The sequence below is a fragment of the Pseudomonas sp. VEM90 genome (assembly GCF_054611535.1).
In genome coordinates this window covers 146,818-170,054 of record NZ_JBTRAR010000008.1, presented here as the reverse complement: position 1 = coordinate 170,054, position 23,237 = coordinate 146,818, and the positions used below count along the sequence as shown (strand labels likewise).

Sequence of the window (23,237 nt, the reverse complement as noted above, 5' to 3'; positions counted from 1 at the left end):
AGAAAAAATAAACCCCAAAAAACATTATCAGACTTAAGTAAGACCCTTCTGAAGAATTTTCCCACAAAAATAGCTTTAAACCAAACATTCCAATATCACTTCCAGCCACGCCACCCCCACCGAAAGATTGACTTTAAACAGCCGAACGCCTAAACCTCCATACCCGTACCTTTCAGACACACCAAAAACCAGGAGGCACTCATGAAAAATCAATATGGCATTAACCTCGTGGCATTGGCTTCGACACTCACTGCAAAATCAAATAACACGCAACCATGACACCAAAATGGTCCACCCATGAACCCAAACCACTTTATCCGCAGCGCAAAAAAAATCACGAGTATCACAAGAATCTTGACCACTGAGCACTTGAGGGAGCCCACATCGCTTCTTTGGTCAGCGCTGGCCCCTTGCATACTCTACATGATCACCAACCCAACGCATGCAACCTCAACCTATACCGCTTCAGCCGCCTGGTTCTACTCATACATCTCTGCCACCCTCGCGTTCTTTGGATTCAGCTTCTACCTTATCGGCAGAAGGGAAAGTGGCTTCACGCGGTCCTTCATCTACCAACACGGCGCAATCAAGCTATTCCTGACGGCCCATACACTCAGCTATTTATTATTGAGCACACTTTACGCCACACTATTTTACCTCTTGACCAAACCCTTGCGAGGTCAGTACTCACTCCCTGAATTCCTCTATCTGATGGCATGCTTTTACACCAGTTACCTCATGTTCACCTGTATCGGCCTGGGGATCGCTGCGCTGCCGATAAAATTCAGCACGGCCAGCACCCTTTTTTCGCTCATGTCATTTCTCATGCTGGTCTCCGGATACAACGGCGCCACAATGGGGCACGATGCTTCGCAGGCGCTAACGCTGATCAACCCGCTCTTTTTAAGCGCGCAGATCTTCCATGGCGAAATGCCCCTTCTCAACAGTTTCCTGATTGCACTTTCGGCCTCTGCAGCCTCGACATACCTGACTGGAAGGTATTTCAGAATTCAACCCATATGGAGCCGATACTGATGGACATTTTAACTATAAACAACCTTCAATTCGGATACAGCGGAAACCCGCTACTGAACGACATTGAACTCACTATAAAAGCGGGGGAACTGGTCGGTATTCTTGGCAACAACGGAGCCGGAAAGACAACCCTTTTCGACCTCATCTGTAAAATAAAGAAGCCGACAAAGGGTGCTATTTCCAATTTATCCAGGCGTCAGGCCTATTTGACGCAAATCCTTACACCGCCCCCATTGCTCCGCATGAACGAAGCGGGCAAGCTTATCACCAGCCTGACCCCCAACGTTTCCCCAGATCACACAGAGATTCTCTCGAAACTAGCCAAATGGTCCCCGCCACTGTCCAGGCGATATGCGGACATCGCCAAGAAAAAAGCCGCCAATTGCAGCTACGGTGAAATTCGCAGCTATTTCACGCTGACCTTGCTACTTTTAAACAGTGACTTGATCATTCTTGACGAGCCAACGGCTGGCGTAGACCCTGAATTTCGACACTATATATGGCTCGGTATTAAAAGCGCGTGCGCGGAAGGTGCGAGCGTGCTGATATCTTCTCATTACACAGAGGAAATCACGAAAAACTGCCAGCGCTTTTATATGCTCGCAAACAAACGACTGGAAGCGTTTGACAGTGGTGGACAGTTCATGGAACGCCACCACGCCAAATCGCTGGATGAAGCCTTTATCAATGCTTCGGTCTAGGTACCGTGGCCATTGAAAGGGGCGCCAAGCGCCCCTGCCCATCACAGCCCCTCCAGCTCCGCCATCAGGTCACTGAGCCGATCGACCTTGTCATCATCCAGCGCACTGCCCTGCAGCCCCTGTACATACTCGGCCAACGCCTCCACCGTGCTGCACTCGAACATCGCCCGCAGCGGCACGTTCAGCTGTAGCTGCTTCTGCACCCGCGAAGCGATCTGCGTGGCCAACAGCGAATGCCCGCCCAGCTCGAAGAAGTTGTCGTGCACCCCCACCCGCTCGGCTTTGAGCACATCGGCCCAGATACCCGCCAACACGCCCTCCAATTCGTTGCGTGGCGCCTGATAGGCCTGACTGTATTGGCCGCCGATGTCGATGGCTGGCAGGGCCTTGCGGTCGAGCTTGCCGTTGGCGTTGTGCGGCAAGCTGTCGAACCAGCCCCAATGCAACGGCACCATGTACTCCGGCAACTCGGCACGCAGTCGTTGCTTGACCTGCTCCAGCAACGCGGCATCGGCACTGACGCCCTGGTGCGCCACCAGGTAGCCAACCAGATGCTTGCCGTTCACGCCCTCCTGCACCGCCACGGCAGCATCGCGAATTTCCGCCTGCTCATGCAGCCGGGCCTCGATCTCGCCCAGCTCGATGCGATAGCCGCGAATCTTCACCTGATGGTCGATGCGCCCGACGTACTCCAGCACACCGTCCGGGCGTTGCCGCGCCAGGTCGCCAGTGCGGTACAGGCGTTCGCCCGGCGCCCCGTAAGGGTGAGGGATGAACGCCAGTGCCGTGCGCACCGGGTCACCGACGTAGCCACGGCCTACACCCGTACCAGCCACGCACAACTCGCCCACCGCACCCAGCGGCACCAGTGCCTGGTCCTCGCCGAACAGGTACAGGCGGTTGTTATCGGTTGGCGTGCCGATGGGCAGGTAGCTGCCTTGGGTCGAGGCGGCATCGACGCGGAAGAACGCCACGTCATCCGAGCACTCCGCCGGCCCATAGGCATTGACCAGGCCGATCTGCGGGTAGCGCTGCAGCCACTGCGCCGCCAGCTCCGGTGGCATGGCCTCGCCGGTCGGCAGCATCCAGCGCAGGCCGTCGAGGGCCTGGTGGTCGCTGGCCAGCATGCCCTGGATCAGCGACGGCACGCTCTCCAGCACGGTGATGCCGGTAGTTTGCACATGCGCCAGCAGGCCCTGCGGGTCATGGGCGATGGCGTTAGGCACGATCTCTACCTTGGCGCCGAACAGCGGCGCAGCCAGGAACTGCCAGACCGAGATGTCGAAGCTTTGCGAGGCGGTCTGGGCAATCACGTCCTGCTCGCTCAGGGCCAGGTACGGCACCTTGCTCAGCTGGTTGTTGAGCATGCCACGCTGCTCGACCATCACCCCTTTCGGCAGGCCGGTCGAGCCTGAGGTGTAGATCACGTAGGCGAGGTTGTCCGGGCCACTGTGGATACCCGGATTGTGGCTTGCGATCGGGTTGGCCTGGATGTCTTCCCAGACCAGCAGTCGCGGCCGCAGCGCAGTCTCCAGCTCACCGAGCAACTGCCGCCCCTGCTCGGCGCAGGCCGCGCTGCACACCAGCACTGGCGTACGGCTGAGCTGGATGATGCTTTGCAGGCGCGCCGCCGGCAGGCCCGGGTCCAGCGGCAGGTAGCCGGCCCCGGCCTTGAAGCTGCCGACAATCATGCCCAGCAGCGGCAACCCACGCTCGGCAAGCAGTGCCACTGGCTGGTCCACGCAGACCCCGGCAGCCACCAGCGCATGGCCCAGGCGGTTGGCCGCCAGGTTCAGCCCGGCGTAATCGTAGGACGCCTCCAGGCAGCAGGCCACGGTACGCTGCGGATGCGCCACGACCTGCGCTTCGAACTGCGCGATGTAGCTTTGTTCCAGCGGATAAACCCGCTCGGTCCGGTTGCAGTCCTCCAGCAGGAAGCCTTGCTCTTGGGCGCTCAGCAACGGTAGCTCGCTCACCGTCCCTTCAAAACCTTGTACCAGCGCCAGCAGCAGGCGCTTGAATTCGGCCAGCAGACGCTCGACGGTCGGGTAGTCGAAGTAACGCTGGTCGAACGACAGGTGCAGGCCCAGGTCATCACCCGGGTAACACACCGCCGTCAGCGGGAAGTTGGTGTGGGTACGGCCCGAGTCGGAGCTGGCGTTCAGGTGCTGGGCGTGATCGAGCACGGCGGTTTCAACCGGCGCATTCTCGAACACGAACAGGCTGTCGAACAGCGGCTGGCCCTTGGGCAACTCGCTGCACGCCTGGATCGCCACCAGCGGCAGGTATTCGTACTCGCGCAGTTCCATGTTGCTTTGCAGCAGGCCCTGCAGCCACTGGCGTACGCTGCAACGCTCACCAGCGATGGGCAACTGCACGCGCAGGGCCACGCTGTTGATGAACAGGCCGACGGTGCGTTGCATCTGCGGCATGCTCACCGGGCGACCGGCCACGGTCACGCCAAAGGCCACATCGCGGTCGCCGCTGTGACGCGCCAACACCAGGGCCCAGGCCGCCTGGGCGAAGGTGTTGACGGTGAGCTGATGAGCCTGGGCCAGTTCGCGCAGACGCACACCATCACTCACCTCCAGGCGGGTGTAGCAGTCGCCGACGACCATGCCGCTACCGGCGTGATCATGGCGCAGCGGGCGGTCGCTAGGGATGGCTGTAGCACGTTCGAAGCCGGCCAGGTTGGCCTGCCACCAGGCGCGTGCGTCGTCCAGGCCCTGGCGTTGCAGCCAACCGATGTAATCGCGGTAACGCGGCGGCACCGGCAGTTGGGCCTGACGGCCTTCGCCAAGGGCCTGGTAGACCTCGAAGAAATCGTTCATCAACAGCGAGCGGCACCAGGCATCGATAAGGATGTGGTGGTTGCTCATCATGAACCAGTAGCGTTCATCGGCCACGCGCACCAGGCGCAGGTGGAACGGTGCCTCGCTGAGCAGGGCAAAGCCGGCCTCGCGCTCCTGCTTGTGCAGAGCCTGCAGGCGCTGCTCCTGGGCATCCTCAGCCAGGCCGCGCCAGTCCTGGTAGTCCACCGCCAGGTTGCCTGGCTTGTGGATGATCTGCAGCATCGCCTCGCCGCTGTTCCAACTGAACGAGGCGCGCAACGCTTCGTGGCGCGCCACCACCGCCTGCCAGGCCTGGGCGAAACGCTCGGGGTCTAGCGCGCTGTTGATGCGGTAGCGGTCCTGCATGTAGTAAAGGCCGGTGCCCGGCTCCAGCAGGGTGTGCAGCAGCATGCCTTCCTGCATCGGCGTCAGCGGGTAAACGTCCTCGATCTGCGCGGCCGGTACCGGCAATGCGTCGATCTGCTCCTGAGTCAGGTGCGCCAGCGGGAAGTCCGATGGGGTGAAGCTGCCATTGCCATCGGCCAGGCAATGCGCGACCAGCGCCAGCAGCTCCTGACGATAGGCCTCGGCCAGACCCGCGATGGTCTGCTGGTCGTAGCGCTCGGCGCTGAAGGTCCAGCGCAGTTGCAGAGCACCGCCATACACCTGGCCATCGACGCTCAACCAGTTGGGCAACGGCGCATCGAGGTCATGCGCCAACCCGGCCGGTGCCTCCAGGGGCTGGAACAAGGCCGCACTGTCGAACTGCTGGTCGAACTGGCCCAGGTAGTTGAAGGTGATGCGCGCCTGCGGCAAGGCCGCCATCTGCTCGCGCCCGGCGGCATCCGCCAGGTAGCGCAGTACGCCGTAGCCCAGGCCCTTGTGCGGCACATGGCGCAGTTGTTCCTTGATGCGCTTGATCGAACCGGCCCGCGCCGCGTCGTCTTCACCTGGCAGCGGACGCAGGCTCAGTGGGTAGGCATTGGTGAACCAGCCGACGCTGCGGGTCAGGTCCATGTCTTCGAACAGCCCGTCACGGCCATGGCCTTCGAGCTGCACCAGCACTTCTTCATCGCCGCTCCAGCGGCACAAGGCCCGCGCCAGTGCAGTCAACAGCAGGTCGTTGACCTGGGTGTGGTAAGCCGCCGGGGCTTGTTGCAACAGTTGTCGGGTCTGCTCCACGTCCAGGCCGATAGCCAGGGTCTGGGCGTGGCGGTGCAAATTGCTGCCCTGCGGGTGATCGCATGGCAGTTCGCGGCGCACGCTACCCAGTTGGCCTTGCCACCAGGTCAGTTCGTCACGCAGCGAATCGCTGCCAGCGTAGCTGGCCAGGCGCGCGGCCCAGTCGCCGACGACGTGGGTCTTGGCCGGCAGAGGCTGGCCACGGTACAGCGCCTGCAGGTCTTCCAGCAGCACCCGCCAGGACACACCATCGACCACCAGGTGATGGATCGCCAGCAGCAACCGCTGGGTGCCCTGCCCGTCACGCACCAGCAAGGCGCGCAGCAGCGGCCCTTGTTGCAGGTCCAGGCTGCGCTGCACGTCGGTGTAGAGCGCCTGACAATCATTGAAATCGGCTACTGTGGCGCTCCACAGCAGTTGCTCGGCGCCAGGCCGCACGTACTGGGCCTGCCAGCGGCCCTGGGCGTCGCTGAAGCGCAGGCGCAGGCTGTCATGGTGCTGCACCAGCGCAGCCAATGCCTGTGCAAGAGTGGCCTCAACCAAGGGTTGGCGCACCTCCAGCAGCACGGCCTGGTTCCAGTGTTGCGGCTGTGGCACGTCACTGTCGAAGAACCAGTGCTGGATCGGCGTCAGCCCGGCCTGGCCCTGGCGCAGTCCCTGCTCCACCGTGCTCACGGCTTCGCTGAGCTGAACCACAGCTGCCAGGGTCTGGATGGTCTGATGCTGGAACAGGTCGCGCGGGGTGAATTGCAAGCCGGCCTGCCGGGCGCGGCTGACCACCTGAATCGACAGGATCGAGTCGCCGCCCAGTTCGAAGAAGTTGTCCTGCACCCCGACCTGGGCAACGTTCAGCACGTCGCGCCAGATCTGCGCCAGTTGCGCTTCCACCTCATTACCCGGGGCCTGGTACTGCTGGCGCGCCTGCTCCAGGTCGGGCAGTGGCAAGGCACGGCGGTCGAGCTTGCCGTTCCCCATCAACGGCAGGCTTTCGAGCAGAACCAAGTGTGCGGGCACCATGTAGTCCGGCAGGTGCTGGCGGGCATTGGCCTTCACCGCTTCGCGCAGCAGGCTTTGCGTATCGCTGTCGGCAGGGGCCTGCTTGCACACCAGGTAACCCACCAGTTGCTTGCCACCCGGCAGATCAAGGGCCAGCACCACGGCTTCTTCGACATCGGCATGCGCTTGCAGGCGGCTCTCGATTTCGCCCAGCTCGATGCGGAAGCCGCGGATCTTCACCTGCTGGTCGGCACGGCCGACATACTCCACCAGGCCATCGGTACCCAGGCGTACCAGGTCGCCGGTACGGTACAGGCGCCCGCCTTCGGCACTGAACGGGTCGGCGACAAAGCGCTCGGCAGTGAGGCCTGGCCGGTCGTGGTAACCCTGGGCCAGGCCGGCGCCGCCGACATACAGCTCGCCAATGCCGCCTTGCGGCAACAAGGCCAGATCCTCGTCGAGGATGTAGGCCGTACGGCTACCGATGACGCGGCCGATCGGTACGCTGCCAAGGTCTGCTGGCAAGGCCTCTGGGGCCAGGCACGCCAGCGGCATGACCACGGTTTCGGTCGGGCCGTAGGCATTGAAGCACTGCTGCGGCGCAAAGGCCTGGCGGATGCGTTGCAGGTGCTCGCCGGTCAGCGCTTCGCCGCCGGTGATCACCAGGCGCACCGGCAACTGTTCGCCCCGCCCACCCAGGTACTGGGCCAGTTGGCTGCCGTAGCTAGGGGTGAAACCGAGGATGCTCACCTGCTGCTCACGCACCAGTTGGCAGATTTCCTCGGCGCCCCACTGCCCTTGGGCACGCAGCACCACACGGGCGCCACACAGCAGCGGCGCCCACAGGCGCTCGCTGGCGGCATCGAAGTTGATCGAATAGAAATGCAGTTCGCAGTCATCGCTGCGCATGCCGAACGCGGCGATCACCGCCTGGCAATGCATGGCGAATTCGCCATGGCTGACCACCACACCTTTGGGCTTGCCGGTGGAGCCGGAGGTATAGATCAGGTAGGCCTGGTGCTGCGGCAGGTTGAGGTTGTCCAGCGGCGCGTCGCTGTACGCCGACAGGCTGGCAGCGTCGTCTTCCAGGCTCCAGCGCGCCACGCCTTCGGGCAGCTCGCCGAGGGTTTGCAGCAACGCGCGCTGGCTCAGCAGCAGGCCGATGCGGCTGTCTTCGATCATGTAGCGCAGGCGGTCGAGCGGGTACTCGGGGTCGAGCGGTACATAGGCGCCACCGGCCTTGAGGATGGCCAACAGGCCGACGACCATTTCCAGCGAGCGCTCCAGGGCCAGGCCCACGCGCACCTGCGGGCCGACACCACGCTCGCGCAGGGCGCGGGCCAGGCGGTTGGCCTGTTGGTCGAGTTCGGCGTAGGTCATGTGCTGGCCGGCAAAGGTCAACGCGCCAGCCTGTGGCGCGCGCGCGGCCTGGGCGGCGAACAGGCCGTGCAAGGTCTGGTCGAGGTCGAAATCGTGCTCGCCCTGCAACTGGCCCACCAGCACCTGCTGCTCGGCGCTGCTCAGCATCGGCAGTTCGCACAGGCGCTGTTGCGGGTTGTCCAGCAGGCCGACCAGCAGTTGCTGCCAATGCTCGGCCATGCGCGCGATGCGCGGCTCGTCGAACAGGTCACGGCTGTAGGTCAGGCAGCAACCCAGGCGACCGTCGAGGTCGGTCACCTCCAGGTACAGGTCGAACTTGGTGGCGCTGGCGTCATTGACCAGGTAATCCACCTGCACGCCGGCAAGCTGGCGGCTTTGCTGGAAGGCCCAGCGCTGCACGTTGCACATCACCTGGAACAGTGGGTTGTAGGCGCTGCTGCGCGGCGGCTGCAAGGCCTCCACCAACTGGTCGAACGGCAGGTCCTGGTGTGACTGGCCTTCGATGGCGGCCTGACGCATCTGCTCCAACAACTGAGCGGCGGTCATCTGGCCGTCCAGCTCGCAGCGCAGCACCTGGGTGTTGAGGAAGGCGCCGATCAGCCCTTCGCTTTCCGGACGGATGCGGTTGGCCACCGGCGCGCCGATACGCAGGTCGCGCTGGCCACTGTAGCGGTGCAGCAAGGCGGCCAGGGTGGCGGTCATGGTCATGAACAGGGTCAGGCCGCGCTGGCTGTTGAAGGCATGCACGCGGGCGACCAGGGCCGGGCCGAGGTCGAAGCGGTACAGCTCGCCACGGTGGCTTTGCACAGCCGGCCGCGGGCGGTCGGCGGGCAAGGCCAATACCGGGTGTTCATCGCCCAGGCGAGCCTTCCAGTAGGCCAACTGGCGCGCGCCCTCGCCGCTTTCCAGCCATTGCCGTTGCCACACGCTGTAGTCCAGGTACTGCACCGGCAGCGGCGGCAGCGGCGACTCGCGGTCATCGACGAAGGCCTCGTACAGCTCGCCCAATTCGCGGGCGAAGATGTCCATGGCCCAGCCTTCGGTGACGATGTGGTGCAGCGTCAGCACGAAGCAGTGCTCGCGCTCGTCGGCCTTGACCAGACAGGCGCGCAGCAGCGGCCCCCGCTCCAGGTCGAAGGGCTGGTGCGCCTGGTCGTCGGCCAGTTGTTGCAAACGTTGCTGGCGGGCATCGTCTGACAAAGCGCTGAAGTCTTGCCAGTCCAGATGCAGACCGCTGTCTTCGGCCACGCACTGGTACGGCACGCCGTCGATGCTGGGGAACGTGGTGCGCAAGGTTTCGTGACGCACGATCAGCGCCTGCAGCGCACGCTCGAAGGCGTCCACGTGCAGGGTGCCGCGCAGGCGTGCCATGCCGCCGACGTTGTACGCCGGGCTGTCAGGCTCCATTTGCCAGAGGAACCACATGCGCTGCTGCGAGTACGACAGCGGTACGGCCTGGCGGCGGTCGACGCGGGCGATTTCGCCTTGCAGGTTGCGCTCGCCGACCGCGCGCAAGCGCGCGATCTCGGCACAGAAGGCGCCCAGTTCGCTGGCTTCGAACAGGGTCTTGAGCGGCAGCTCGACATCGCAGGCCTGGCGGCTGCGCGAGACAATCTGGGTGGCCAACAGCGAGTGGCCACCCAGGGCGAAGAAGTCGTCCTGCAGGCCGATGCGCGGCAGGTTCAGCACTTCACGCCAGATCGCAGCGACCTGTTGCTGCAACTCGGTTTGTGGTTCGACATGCACACGCTGCTGCCACACCGGAGCCGGCAGCGCCTTGCGGTCGACCTTGCCGCTGGGGCCCAGCGGCATCTGTGCCAGCGGGATGAGCTGTGCCGGCACCATGTACGCTGGCAACTGGGCAGCCAGCACTGCCAACAGCTCGGCGGGCTGGGCGCTGCCACAGTAGTAGCCCACCAGTTGCGCGCCGACAGCATCCTTGTGAATCAATACCAGCGCCTGTTCGACACCCGCCTGCGCCAGCAGGCAGGCCTGGACTTCCTCGGGTTCGACGCGGAAGCCACGCACCTTTACCTGCTGGTCGAGGCGGCCAAGGTATTCCAGTGCCTCCATCTGCACCTGCCAACGGGCACCATCGCCACTGCGGTACAGACGCTGACCATTACCGTCGGCCTGGGGTACGAAGCGCTCGGCAGTGAGGCCGGGGCGGCCCAGGTAACCACGGGCCAACCCCGCGCCACCGAGGTACAGCTCGCCCGGCACCCCGGGGATAGTCAGTTCCAGCTCATCGTCCAGCACGCGGCACAGCACATTGCCCAGCGGCCGGCCGATGGGCGAGCGCTCGCCGTCCGCTGCCTGGCAGTGCCAGTGGGTGACGTTGATGGCGGTTTCGGTCGGGCCGTAACGGTTGTGCAGCTGCACCTGCGGCAGCACTTGCAGCACGCGGTCTCGTAGCGTGGCGGACAACGCTTCGCCACCCGAGAACACCCGGCGCAGGCTGGTGCAGGCACCCGCCTGCGGCTCCTGGACGAACACCTGCAACAGCGGCGGCACGAAGTGCAGCGTGGTCACCCCATGGGCCTGGACCATGGCAGCGATACGCTGCGGGTCGCGGTGTTCACCAGGGCCGGCGAGCACCAGCTTGCAGCCGGTGACCAGCGGCCAAAAGCATTCCCACACCGATACGTCGAAGCTGATCGGTGCCTTCTGCATCAGCACGTCGCTGTCATCCAACGCATAGGTGGCCTGCATCCACTGCAGGCGATCGGCCAGGGCCGCGTGAGTGTTGCCCACGCCCTTGGGTTGGCCGGTCGAGCCGGAGGTGTAAATCACGTAGGCCAGGTTGTCACCGTGCAGGTGCAGACCGGGAGCGTGGCTGGGCCAGCTGTCCAGGTGCAACTGGTCGAGGGCAATGGCACTGACACCGTCGACCTGCGGCAGCTTGCCCAGCAGGCTGCTGTGGCTCAGTAGCAAACGGGCGTCGCAGTCGGCCAGCATGTAGGCCAGCCGTTCGGCCGGGTAATCGACATCCAGCGGCACGTAGGCACCGCCAGCCTTGAGAATGGCTAGCAGGCCGACCAGCAATTGCGGCGAGCGCTCGATGGCAATGGCCACACAGGTATCGGGGCCGACGCCTTTGTCACGCAGGTAGTGGGCCAGGCGGTTGGCTTGCTGGTGCAACCCGGCGTAATCCAGGCTGCCCCCGTCCCAAATCAGGGCGGTGCGCTGCGGCGTCAGGCGTGCCTGCTCATTGAGTTGCTCGACCAACAGGTGCTGCGCTGCGGCGGCCGGTGCCTGGCCCCAACCCAGCAGTTGCGCACGGCCGGGCTCATCCAGCAATTGCACGTCGCCCAGCGCCTGCTGCGGCGCGGCACACACCTGTTCCAGCAGCGCCAGCAGGTGATGGGCCAGACGTTCGACGGTGCTGGCTTCGAACAGCTCCGCGGCATAGTCGAAGGCCAGGCTCAGGCGGCCCAGATGGTCCTCCTCACTGTGCAACTGCAAGTCGAACTTGGCTTCGCGGCTGTGCCACGCCAGCTCTTCGGCCAACAGCCCCGGCAGACGCCGCAGGGCTGACAGGTCGCGTTGCTGGTGGTTGAACATGACCTGGAACAGGCCTTGCTCTCGGGCCTCTGGCAAGGCTTCGACCAACTGCTCGAATGGCAGGTCCTGGTTGGCCTGGGCTTCCAGGGTGGCCTGACGGACCTGGGCCAGCAACTGCGCGAACGGCAGGCGGCCATCGAGCTGCGCGCGCAACACCTGGGTGTTGATGAAGAAGCCGACCAGGCCCTGGGCTTCCAGTCGCGGGCGGTTGGCGTTGGGCACACCGACGCGGATATCGGCCTGGCCGCTGTAGCGGTGCAGCAGCGCCTGCCAACCTGCCAGCAGGACCATGAACAGGCTGGCGTGCTGCTCGCGGGCCAGGCCCTTGAGCGCTTCGGTAAGCCTGGCCGGCACCTTTAGGCTGAAACGGGCGGCGCGATGGTCGCGCTGGCTGGCACGTGGATGATCGGTACACAGGTCGAGCACCGGCAGTTCATCGCCCAGGCGCGCCTGCCAATACTGCAGCTGCCGCTCGGCTTCGCCTTCGGCCAGCCATTGCCGCTGCCAGGTGCCATAGTCGGCGTAGCCCAGGGTCAGCGGTGCCAGGCTGGCCTGCAGGCCCTGGCAGTGGGCGGCATACAGTTTGGCGAACTCATCGAGCAGGATGTTCAGCGACCAGCCGTCAGCGACGATGTGGTGCAGAGTCACCCACAGTTGATGATCTTCATCGCCCAGCCGCGCCAGGGTCACCCGCAGCAACGGGCCCTGGGTGAGGTCGAACGGCTGGCAGGCCTCGGTTTCACGCTGCGCGGCAACCTGCTCGGGCGAGTGCCCCCCAAGGTCCAGGCAATGCAGGCTGAACGGCTGTTGCGGCAGGATACGCTGCAGCGCCTGGCCATTCTCTTCGCTGAACACGGTACGCAACGATTCATGGCGTGCCACCAGCGCCTGGAAGGCCGCTTTTAGGGCGTCGACATCCAGCTCGCCGCGCAGGTGCAAGCCGGCGGGAATGTTGTAGGCCGCTGATTGCGGCTCCAGCAGCCACAGCAGCCACAAGCGGTTCTGCGCCAGCGACTGGGGCAACGCCTGGGCGCGCTCCAGCGTGGTGATGGCCACGGTGCCTGCGGCGCCATCGGCGATGATCTGTGCCACGGCCTTGCTGTAGTCGGCCAGTACCGGCGCCTCGAACAGCGTGCGCAGGCTCAGGTCGATACCCAACTCATCGGCCAGGCGCGCTGTGGCCTGGGTGGCGGCGATGGAGTTACCGCCCAGCAACAGGAAGTGGTCGTCCGCGGCCACCGCCTCTACCTCGAGGATGTCGCGCCACACAGCGCCGATGCGTGCTTGCAGCTCATCACCAGCGGTTGCACCGGCACCGGCTTCGCTTGCCTCAGGGAAACGGGCATAGCAGTCCAGGCTGCCATCGTCCATGCGCAGGCGGCAGGCAGAGCGCTGCAACTTGCCGCTGGAGGTCTTCGGCAGCGCACCGGGGTTCAGCAGCAGGACCACGGCGGGGGCCTGTCGGCAGGCGTCGGCGACGACCTGGCGCAGGGTCTTGATCAGGTCCTGGGGCTTGATTGCCTTTTGCACGTTGCGGCTGATCTCCACCGCGACACCGATGCCCTCCTCGCCTTGGTGCTCGACGGCGAACACCGCCACCCGGCCTTTACGCAGCACCTGAACTTCGCGCTCGAGGTTTTTTTCCAGGTCTTGTGGGTACAGGTTTTGCCCACGCACGATCAGCATGTCCTTCAGACGCCCGGTGACGAATACCTCGCCGTCACGCATGAAGCCCAGATCGCCGGTGCGCAGCCAGGTCTGGCCGTCCATTTCGACAAAGGTGCGAGCGCTGGCTTCGGGGTTGCGCCAGTAACCCAATGCGATACTCGGGCCGCCGGCCCAGATCTCGCCAACCTGGTTGTCATCCAGCACTTGCAGGCGTTGTGGTTCGACGATACGTACGGCATGCCCCGGCTGTGGGTAGCCGCAGCTCATCAGCACACTGCCCTTGCCCGGCTCGGCACGGTTGGCAGCGAAGGCTGCGGCGTCCAGCTCCAGCGCGGCGATACCTTGGCCACGACGGCTGCCGCTGACGAACAGGGTGGCTTCGGCCAGGCCATAACTGGCGAAGAAACTCTGCGGATCGAAGCCGCAGGCCTGGAACTTGTCGGCGAAGGTGGCCAGGCTGTCCTGGCGGATAGGCTCGGAACCGGAATAGGCCACGCGCCAGCGGCTCAGGTCGAGCCCGGCCTGCGAAGCCTCGCTCACCCGTTCGCTGCACAAGCGGTAGGCGAAGTCGGGCCCGCCGCTGATGGTGCCACCGTAGTCGCTGATGGCCTGCAACCAGCGCAGCGGCCGGGCCAGGAAGTAGCCCGGCGACATCAGCACGCAGGGCACGCCACTGAAAATCGGCTGCAGCAGGCCGCCGATCAGACCCATATCGTGATAAAGCGGCAGCCAGCTGACGATCACGTCGTCGGGGTTGAGGTCGATGCCAAAGCCTTGGCGGATCAGTTGCTCGTTGGCCACCAGGTTGCCATGACTGACCTGCACGCCCTTGGGCAGCGCAGTGGAACCGGAGGTGTACTGCAGGAAGGCGATGTCATCGCCCTTGAGTACGGGCTCACGCCAGTTCGCCGCCAGGGCCGGGTCCAAGCCATCCACTGCCAGCAGTTGGGGGGCATTGTCCGCCGCCAGGGCTTCCAGGCCCTGCAGGCTGTCGTGCAGCGCCGCCACGGTCAGCAGCAGGCGCGGCTCGGCGTCGTCGATGATCGACAGCAAACGCTCCTGGTGGTGCTGGCGCGCCGACTCCGGTGGGTAAGCCGGCACCGCGATGACCCCGGCATACAGACAGCCGAAGAACGCCGCCACATAGTCCGGCCCGCTGGGAAACAACAGCACTGCACGATCGCCGAAGCGGGCACGAGCCTGCAAGGCGGCGGCGATGGTGCGCGCGCGCTGGTCGAGGTCCCGGTAGCTCAGCACGGCCTGCTCACCGGGCGCGTCGGCCAGAAAGCGCAAGGCAATGCTGTCCGGGGTCTGCGAGGCGCGTTGCGCCAGGGCCTGGACCAGCGTGTGCGGGAGTTCGAAGGCGTCCGTCATGGGGTGTTCCTGCCAGTGTCTGGTTAGGTCCGACAGCTGCTCCACCAACATGGGCGGGCAACGTATGCGACCGGGGATGTACACAGGGGAACGGATGGGCGGGGAGAGAAATTAGCGGGGGAGATTAGGCTTCAAGGGTTGATAAGGCATATCCCCAAAGCCAACCGCGCCTTAGAACTGAAACAGGTCGATATTAATTACATTTCGCATTTGACAATTATTATCATCTTGAATAGCTTGTCGCACGTCGTAGGAAGCTTCCCAACCTTGGGCGCCTCCTCTCCCTCTGTGACAAGGTGATTTCCATGGCGGAACAACTATCCACAAGTAAGTGCGATTCACCATTACTGCAGGCCTTCGTCGACAACCGCAGCATCCTGGTCAAGATCGCCGCCCGCATCACAGGCTGCCGTTCGCGCGCTGAGGACGTGGTACAGGATGCCTTTTTCCGGCTCAGCACCGCCCCGCAGATCACCTCATCGTTCAAGGCCCAGCTGAGCTACCTGTTCCAGATCGTGCGCAACCTGGCGATCGACCACTATCGCAAGCAGGCAATGGAGCTGAAGTACTCCGGTAGCGAGGAGGAAGGCATGAACGTGGTGGTGCAGAACGCCTCGCCCGAAGCCACCCACATCAACCGCGCCGCGCTGAATGACATCGCGGAGGCCTTGAACGAACTGCCGCCACGCACCCGCTATGCTTTCGAGATGTACCGCCTTAATGGCGTGCCGCAGAAGGACATTGCCAAGGAACTGGGCGTATCGCCGACCTTGGTCAACTTCATGATCCGCGATGCGCTGGTGCATTGCCGCAAGACGGCCAGTCGGCAGGCCTGAAGATAGCTGCAAGCAAAAGCGAGAGCGAACCTGGATCGCTCTGCTTTTGCTTGCAGCGCTAGTGTGGTGTTTTGCAAATACGGCCAATAACTCGCGAGCGATTTTTGCGTTCAGGCAAGGTGTCGCGACGAGTCGCAGCCCAGCTACGGCGAGGAGCGACAACGCCGCATGAGTGCAAAAAGCGCCGCGAGTTATGGTCGTTATTTGTGAAACACCACACTAGCCCCTACGTCAGCTTGCAACGATCGAAAAACCGCTCCCGCCCCAGAATCATCAACGCCGCCCGCTTGTGTGGAAAGTCGAACTCTTTGTCGCAATGGAAACATTGGTCGTGCATGTAGCCAATCATCTTGCCGTTGTCGGCGCGCGGCTCGGCCACCACCCGCTGGGTGCGCGGGTCATCCAGGAACAGGTAGTGCACCAACGCCGATAGCCAACTGGCCACCTTGTGCGGCCCTCGGTGGCTCTCCTCTCCCACCAGCATATGGATACCGCGGTCGTAGTCATCGGTCGGGTAGAAGGGGGCAATGCGGTCCTCCTTGGCCCAGTACGCCTCGAAGTAGGCAAACGGCTCGTCATCGAAACAACCGATCAACGTCAACGTATGCGGGTCGGCTTCGAGCTTGCCCAAGTATTCGCGGTGCTGCGCCAGCGTGCCCCCCTCCTGCCAGAACGCCTCCACACGAGGGTTGTTCTGCCAGCGGTTGAAACGTTCCAGGTCATGCTCGATCTCCAGGGTACGCAGCGATACCCAACTGCCCAAGCGCGCATCGAAGCGTCGGTACACTTCGCCCCGCGGCTTGGGTGCCCGGCGCGGGTGGCGCTTGCCGTCGCTGATCTGCATCTGCTGCGGATAGACCCCGGCGACCGACTCGCCCAGCCAAGGCTGCGGTAGCTGCCAGAACAGTGCGCGCTCGCACAGGTACTGGCCAGGCTGTTCACCGGCCAGCAGCAGGCCACTGGCCAACGCCTGCGGCTGCACTTCGGGCAGGTGCCAGGTCAGGCGCTGGCAGGCGGAATCGCGCGCCAGCAACCAATAGCAGGCGGCCCACAAGGCTTGGTAGGGGCGCTCGGGGCAAAAGCGCTCAAGGTGAACGTGCAGAGAAGCGCCAGGCTCCAGGCGCAACTGGATCAGGGGGCGGCCTTCAAGGGCCAGGCTTAGCCAGCTGTCGCCCTCCTCGGCACTGAGGCTACGCCAGCGTGGCGGTGACTGTGGCTGCGAAGCGGCATCGTACGGCATGGGCTTGACTCACGAGAATGAAGAAAAGGCACACTGCAGGGAACGTTGCCGCAACACGGGAATTTAGTCTTGCGGTGCAGCCACCGTGATACGGTACGGCTCGAAGATGCGCGCCAGTTCGCCACTGTCGCGCAGGGCGCGCAGCAGCGCCGCGAACGACTGCTCGCCGATCGGCGCCCCCGGACGCAGCAAGGCGTAGTGGTGATAGACCTGGTCAATGCGTTGCGAAGGCACCAGTTGCGCCCTGCTCGCCGGGTTGCGTGCCAGAAAATCGCTGAGGTAGGAGCGCGTGACCAGGGCGATATCGGCGCGGCCGGCCTGCACCATCAGCAGGTTGCTGTCGTGGGAATAGGTCAGGGTCGCGTTGTATGTCTTGCGCAGGTAGCCCGGCTCAGCGTTGAAACTGGCGAACGCGTAGTGGTAGCCGTTGAACAATGCCAGGCGTTTGCCGCGCAGGTCATCGAAGTAGTGTGGATCATTGCCATTTGCCTTGCGGGCGACGAACACTTCGGCATCTTCCAGGCCCATGTCCACGGCCTGATGGGCAATCTGCTCCCAGCCCCATTGTGGATTCTCGAAAATTGCCATGTCGGTGCGGCCCTGCTGGAAGTCACCGAAGCGCCGCTGGATAGACGTAGGCACCAGAACGAAGTGATAGTGCTGCTGCGCCCGGTTGAGTGCATCGACCAACTGCGGCAGCAAACCGGTATCGGCGCCTTGCTCGGGGCGCACCGTGTAAGGCGGGAAATGGGCCGCGCCAATCTTCACTTCGACCGCTTCACCCGCCCGTACGGGTGCCGCCAACCAGAACACGGCCAGCAGCATCAGGGTGGACAAGGCCTTGAGGCCGGGCGCTGGAGTCAAGACGGACACTCATCACGGTTTATGCCGGTATCTGCTTAAGCTAGGCGTTTTCCGGGGGCGGCACAACTACCGGTGCCTGCTCTTTGTGCCAAAGCAGGCGGCAAAATGCCATAGGATGCCGTATGCCCAGACATTGGCTACGCTCTAGCAGGATCTGCAAGGGAGCCTGGTATGGGCCATTGGTTGGTGATCGACCTGGAAGCCACCACCGACGATGGTGGGTGGCCAGTCACAGAGATGGAAGTCATTGAAATCGGCGCAAGCCTGGTTACCCGCGAAGGCCGCGAGGTCGACCATTTCCAGCGTTTTGTAAAGCCACGGCGGCGTCCGCAGTTGACCCCGTTCTGCCGCGAACTGACCCACATCAGCCAGGCCGACGTGGACAACGCCGCGCCGTTTCGCGAGGTGTGGGCAAGCTTCGAGCGCTGGCTGGGGCACCACCGCGGGCAGCTTCAGGCCTGGGTCAGCTGGGGCGACTACGACCGCCAGCAACTGCACCAGGAGTGGCAGCAGCACGGCCTCGACAGCCTGCTGCGCACATTGCCGCACATTAATCTCAAGCAACGCTTTGCCAAGGCCCGCCACCTGCAGCGCCCCACCGGCCTGAACGGCGCCCTGCAACTGGCCGGCATGCACTTTTGCGGGCAACAGCACAGGGCCCTGGAAGATGCGCGCAACACGGCGCGGCTATTACCGTTGAGCCTGCCCGCCAACAGCCCCTGAAAGCAGATGACGAGGCCTGTGGGCTTGGGCATACTGGCGAGCCCTTTTTCACCACCTCTTTTCAGGAGTCGCCCATGTTCCAGGTCAACGAGTACTTCAACGGCGCCGTCAAGTCGATCGCATTCTCGGGCGAAGAAGGCCCGGCCACCGTCGGCGTCATGGCTCCGGGCGAATACGAATTCGGCACTGCCAAGCGCGAGATCATGCATGTGGTATCGGGCGCGCTGACCGTGAAACTGCCGGGTAGCGACAACTGGGAAACGTTCAAGGCAGGCGACAAGTTCAATGTTGCCGCCGACAGCAAGTTCCAGCTGAAAGTGGCGGTGGATACTGCCTACCTGTGCGAGTACCGCGACTAAGCGTCGGCCTGTGCCGGCCTCTTCGCGGGTGAACCCGCTCCTACAGGTGCTTCGATGTTGTGCGGTCCTTGTAGGAGCGGGTTTACCCGCGAAGAATCCAGCACTAATCCTTCAGAAAATCAGCAATGCGTTCAGCCGCCGCCTGCAAGTGCTGCTCATGGCTGAACCCCGAAGCCTTCAACGGCTTCAGGTCATGGTCCCCCGCCGCTAGCCAGCTCACCTCGATCGCCGGCGACAACGCATACCCCGCCACCGCCTCGCGGTTACCCAGCGCATCCCGCTCGCCCTGCACGATCAACGTCGGTGTCTTCAACTCGGACAGGTGCTCTACCCGTGGCTTCTCGGGTTTACCCACCGCGTAGAACGGATAGCCCAGGCACACCAGCGCATCCGCGCCCAGTTCGTCGGCCAGCAGGCTCGCCATGCGCCCGCCCATGGACTTGCCACCCACGGCCAGCTTGCCCGCGACCAAAGGTCGCACTTGCCGGTACACCTCGCGCCAGCATTCAAGCAACACCTTCTGCGGGTTCGGCGGCCGCTTGCCACCGGTAACCCTGCGCTCGGCCATGTACGGGAACTCGAAGCGCACTACCGCTACCCCAAGAGCCGCAAGCCTTTGCGCCATTTCGTCCATGAACCCGCTGTCCATCGGCGCGCCCGCGCCATGGGCCAGGATCAGGCACCCCTTGTAGCCCTCTTTACCTTCAACCCGCGGAGGATCGCAGCGCAAGCCTGGGACATTTGCGACCTTCGCCCATTGATCCCCGTCAATACCGGCACTTTGCCCATTAATCATGCTTGCCTCGCTGTAAAGCCTGCCAAATAACCGTGGATGGGAACCCATACATGAACACAACCAGCAGTACCGCCTATAACTACAAGGTGGTCCGCCAATTCGCCATCATGACGGTGGTGTGGGGAATCGTCGGGATGGGGCTCGGCGTCTTCATCGCCGCCCAGCTCGCCTGGCCGTCCCTCAACTTCGACCTCCCCTGGACCAGCTTCGGCCGCCTGCGCCCCCTGCATACCAATGCGGTGATCTTCGCGTTCGGCGGCTGCGCACTGTTCGCCACCTCCTATTATTCGGTGCAACGCACCTGCCAGACCACCCTGTTCGCACCGGGCCTGGCCGCGTTCACGTTCTGGGGCTGGCAACTGGTTATCCTGCTGGCGGCCATCAGCCTGCCGCTGGGCTACACCAGCTCCAAGGAATACGCCGAACTGGAATGGCCGATCGACATTCTGATCACCATCGTCTGGGTGGGCTACGCCATCGTGTTCTTCGGCACGCTGATGAAGCGCAACACCAAACACATCTACGTCGGCAACTGGTTCTTCGGCGCCTTCATCCTGACCGTGGCACTGCTGCACATCGTCAACAACCTGGAGCTGCCGGTCAGCCTGACCAAATCCTACTCGGTCTACGCAGGCGCCACCGATGCCATGGTGCAGTGGTGGTACGGCCATAACGCGGTGGGCTTCTTCCTGACCGCAGGCTTCCTGGGGATGATGTACTACTACGTGCCCAAGCAGGCCGAACGGCCGGTGTATTCGTATCGCTTGTCGATCGTGCACTTCTGGGCACTGATTACCCTGTACATCTGGGCCGGCCCGCACCACCTGCACTACACCGCCCTGCCCGACTGGGCGCAGTCGCTGGGCATGGTGATGTCGCTGATCCTGCTGGCACCTAGCTGGGGCGGCATGATCAACGGCATGATGACCCTGTCGGGCGCCTGGCACAAATTGCGCAGCGACCCGATCCTGCGCTTCCTGGTGGTGTCGCTGGCGTTCTACGGCATGTCCACCTTCGAAGGCCCGATGATGGCCATCAAGACGGTCAACGCCCTGTCCCACTACACCGACTGGACCATCGGCCACGTCCACGCCGGCGCCCTCGGCTGGGTAGCGATGATTTCGATCGGCGCGCTGTACCACACCATCCCCAAAGTGTTCGGCAAAGAACGCATGTACAGCCTCGGCCTGATCAATGCGCACTTCTGGCTGGCCACCATTGGTACCGTACTGTACATCGCTTCGATGTGGGTCAACGGCATCGCCCAGGGCCTGATGTGGCGCGCGGTCAACAGCGACGGCACGCTCACCTACTCGTTCGTGGAAACCCTGGTGGCCAGCCACCCAGGCTTCGTCGTGCGCTTCGTCGGCGGCGCGATCTTCCTCAGCGGCATGCTCCTGATGGCCTGGAACACCTGGCGCACCGTGCGTTCGCCAGCGCTTGACGTCGCCCCTGCGAACGCCCAGTTGGCTTGAGGAGAAACGCCTGATGAAACATGAAGTCATCGAGAAAAACGTCGGCCTGATGGCCCTGCTGATGGTATTTGCCGTCAGCATCGGCGGCCTGACCCAGATCGTCCCGCTGTTCTTCCAGGACGTCACCAACAAACCGGTGGAGGGCATGAAGCCCTATACCGCGCTGCAACTGGAAGGTCGCGATGTCTACATCCGCGAAGGTTGCGTAGGCTGCCACTCGCAGATGATCCGCCCGTTCCGCGCCGAAACCGAGCGTTACGGCCACTACTCGGTGGCCGGTGAAAGCGTGTGGGACCACCCGTTCCTGTGGGGCTCCAAGCGCACCGGGCCGGACCTGGCCCGGGTCGGTGGCCGCTACTCGGACGACTGGCACCGTGCGCACCTGTACAACCCGCGCAACGTGGTGCCGGAGTCGAAGATGCCGTCCTACCCGTGGCTGGTTGCCCAGCAGGTCGACAACAGCCACACCGACGTCAAGATGCGCACCCTGCGCACCCTGGGCGTGCCGTACACCGACGACGACATCGCCGGCGCCCGTGAAGCAGTCAAGGGCAAGACCGAGATGGATGCACTGGTCGCCTACCTGCAAGTGCTCGGCACTGCGATTAAGAACAAGAGGTGAGTGCGATGGAAATGGACATCGGCATGATCCGCGGGCTGGGCACCCTGGTGGTGATGATTGCCTTCATCGGCCTCACCCTGTGGGTCTTCAACCGCCGCCGCGACCGTGATTTCGCCGAAGCGCGCCTGCTGCCCTTCGTCGACGACCGCCTGCCCCCTGCCGGGCAGGAACCTGCTGCAAAAAGGAGTAACGGGCAATGACCACCTTCTGGAGTACGTACATCAGCGTACTGACCATCGGTAGCCTGATTGGCCTGACCTGGCTGCTGCTCGCCACGCGCAAGGGCCAGAGCAACAACACCACTGACGAGACCATGGGGCACAGCTTCGACGGCATCGAGGAGTACGACAACCCGCTGCCCAAGTGGTGGTTCTGGCTGTTTGTTGGCACCTTGGTGTTCTCGGTCGGCTACCTGATCCTCTATCCGGGCCTGGGCAACTGGAAAGGCATCCTGCCGGGCTATGAAAATGGCTGGACCGGTGCCAACGAATGGCAGAAGGAAATGGACAAGGCCGATGCCAGGTTCGGTCCGATCTTCGCCAAATACGCCGCCATGCCCGTAGAAGAAGTGGCGAAGGACCCGCAGGCGCTGAAAATGGGCAGCCGCCTGTTTGCCTCCAACTGCTCGGTGTGCCACGGCTCCGACGCCAAGGGCGCTTTCGGCTTCCCCAACCTCACCGACAATGACTGGCGCTGGGGCGGCGATCCGGAAACCATCAAGACCAGCATCATGGGTGGTCGCCATGGCGTGATGCCGGCCTGGGCCGAAGTGATTGGTGACCAGGGAGTGGCCGATGTGGCTGCATTCGTGGTCAGCAAACTCGATGGCCGCACACTGCCTGAGGGCGCGAAAGCCGATGTCGAGAACGGGCAGAAGATCTTTGCTGCCAACTGCGTGGCCTGCCACGGGCCGGAAGGCAAAGGTACGCCCGCCATGGGCGCGCCGAACCTGACCCACCCGCAGGCGTTCATCTACGGCTCGAGCTTTGTCCAGTTGCAGCAGACCATTCGTTATGGCCGCCAGGGGCAGATGCCGGCGCAGGCCGAGATCCAAGGGAATGACAAGGTGCACCTGCTGGCGGCTTACGTGTATAGCCTGTCGCAGGATGGTTCGGCTGAGACTGTGACGGCCAAATGAGTTCGCCGAAAGGGATTTACCAAGTGAGTTCGCCGAAAGGCATTCGCCGCCTGTGAGATCGAGCGCCGCCCGCGCGGCGCTCGATCTCTGCCCCACCACAACACTCAAACCTTACACCCCCGCCCCATCACAACCCCCAAACCTTACACCCCCCGCCCCACATAACCCTCAAGCCTTGCACTCCCCCGCCCCACTACCAGCCTCAGTCCCCTTCCCTTGCACCCCCACCGAACACAACTAAGCTTGTTGCCTCAGTGGGCTTCTCTCCGAAAGGACCGGAGCAGACGCGGCGCATGGCCTGTCGCCGCCCCAGAAAAAGCTTGACCGATCGATCAGAAAAAGATGAAAAACGGTACACATTACAAATATTTATTTGTGTACAATCGCCCAGGCCCGATCCCTGCGGGACATCAGTGAACGGGTCTGGACACGGGTCGGCGTACCAAAGTTGCG

The 23,237-nt window shown here is 63.4% G+C and carries 13 protein-coding genes; 9 read left to right on the top strand and 4 right to left on the bottom strand.

Annotation, left to right across the window (positions count from 1 at the left end; all coding sequences use genetic code 11):
• Positions 1-297 precede the first annotated feature (297 nt).
• Together ACYCCG_RS10555 and ACYCCG_RS10550 are read left to right on the top strand one after the other, a co-directional pair.
• Positions 298-1,035 (top strand): hypothetical protein, encoded by a 738-nt coding sequence (locus tag ACYCCG_RS10555; protein WP_209967271.1) that lies wholly within the window; start codon positions 298-300, stop codon positions 1,033-1,035.
• Positions 1,035-1,736, top strand: a complete 702-nt coding sequence (locus tag ACYCCG_RS10550) for an ATP-binding cassette domain-containing protein (RefSeq protein ID WP_209967273.1) — start codon at positions 1,035-1,037, stop codon at positions 1,734-1,736. The genes ACYCCG_RS10555 and ACYCCG_RS10550 overlap by 1 nt, the downstream gene beginning before the upstream one ends.
• A gap of 41 nt (positions 1,737-1,777) precedes the next feature.
• Here the strand turns inward: ACYCCG_RS10550 and ACYCCG_RS10545 are convergent, their stop codons facing one another.
• Entirely contained in the window at positions 1,778-14,731 is a 12,954-nt protein-coding gene (locus ACYCCG_RS10545) for a non-ribosomal peptide synthetase (RefSeq protein WP_459670325.1), read from the bottom strand.
• A 305-nt stretch (positions 14,732-15,036) separates the two neighbouring features.
• Between ACYCCG_RS10545 and ACYCCG_RS10540 the strand changes: the two genes are divergently transcribed.
• Positions 15,037-15,567 carry an RNA polymerase factor sigma-70 gene (locus ACYCCG_RS10540; RefSeq protein WP_010954997.1) on the top strand — a complete coding sequence of 177 codons (531 nt, stop codon included), beginning with the start codon at positions 15,037-15,039 and terminating at the stop codon, positions 15,565-15,567.
• 226 nt (positions 15,568-15,793) lie between these two features.
• Here the strand turns inward: ACYCCG_RS10540 and ACYCCG_RS10535 are convergent, their stop codons facing one another.
• Positions 15,794-16,807 carry a GNAT family N-acetyltransferase gene (locus ACYCCG_RS10535; RefSeq protein WP_459670324.1) on the bottom strand — a complete coding sequence of 338 codons (1,014 nt, stop codon included), beginning with the start codon at positions 16,805-16,807 and terminating at the stop codon, positions 15,794-15,796.
• A 63-nt stretch (positions 16,808-16,870) separates the two neighbouring features.
• Positions 16,871-17,671 (bottom strand): substrate-binding periplasmic protein, encoded by an 801-nt coding sequence (locus tag ACYCCG_RS10530; RefSeq protein WP_209967279.1) that lies wholly within the window; start codon positions 17,669-17,671, stop codon positions 16,871-16,873.
• Positions 17,672-17,842: 171 nt separating this feature from the next.
• Here ACYCCG_RS10530 and ACYCCG_RS10525 point away from each other — a divergent pair, with 171 nt between their 5' ends.
• Positions 17,843-18,394, top strand: a complete 552-nt coding sequence (locus ACYCCG_RS10525) for a 3'-5' exonuclease (RefSeq protein ID WP_176685184.1) — start codon at positions 17,843-17,845, stop codon at positions 18,392-18,394.
• 74 nt (positions 18,395-18,468) lie between these two features.
• Positions 18,469-18,753: a pyrimidine/purine nucleoside phosphorylase gene (gene ppnP, locus ACYCCG_RS10520; protein WP_176685183.1), complete on the top strand. Its 285-nt coding sequence runs from the start codon at positions 18,469-18,471 to the stop codon at positions 18,751-18,753.
• Between the two features lie 103 nt (positions 18,754-18,856).
• On the opposite strand, the gene ACYCCG_RS10515 is transcribed toward ppnP, so the two are convergent.
• Positions 18,857-19,549 carry an alpha/beta family hydrolase gene (locus tag ACYCCG_RS10515; protein WP_459670320.1) on the bottom strand — a complete coding sequence of 231 codons (693 nt, stop codon included), beginning with the start codon at positions 19,547-19,549 and terminating at the stop codon, positions 18,857-18,859.
• A 50-nt stretch (positions 19,550-19,599) separates the two neighbouring features.
• Between ACYCCG_RS10515 and ccoN the strand changes: the two genes are divergently transcribed.
• The 4 genes from ccoN to ccoP are packed head-to-tail and all read left to right on the top strand — an operon-like array spanning position 19,600 to position 22,784.
• Positions 19,600-21,024 carry a cytochrome-c oxidase, cbb3-type subunit I gene (gene ccoN / locus ACYCCG_RS10510; protein ID WP_339443583.1) on the top strand — a complete coding sequence of 475 codons (1,425 nt, stop codon included), beginning with the start codon at positions 19,600-19,602 and terminating at the stop codon, positions 21,022-21,024.
• 13 nt (positions 21,025-21,037) lie between these two features.
• The gene (ccoO, locus tag ACYCCG_RS10505) at positions 21,038-21,646 is read left to right on the top strand and encodes a cytochrome-c oxidase, cbb3-type subunit II (protein WP_003254281.1); all 609 of its coding nucleotides are present in this window, start codon (positions 21,038-21,040) and stop codon (positions 21,644-21,646) included.
• A 5-nt stretch (positions 21,647-21,651) separates the two neighbouring features.
• On the top strand, positions 21,652-21,846 hold the full coding sequence (locus tag ACYCCG_RS10500; RefSeq protein WP_021784453.1) for a cbb3-type cytochrome oxidase subunit 3: 195 nt from the start codon (positions 21,652-21,654) through the stop codon (positions 21,844-21,846).
• Entirely contained in the window at positions 21,843-22,784 is a 942-nt protein-coding gene (ccoP, locus tag ACYCCG_RS10495; RefSeq protein WP_339536197.1) for a cytochrome-c oxidase, cbb3-type subunit III, read from the top strand. The genes ACYCCG_RS10500 and ccoP overlap by 4 nt, the downstream gene beginning before the upstream one ends.
• Positions 22,785-23,237 lie beyond the last annotated feature (453 nt).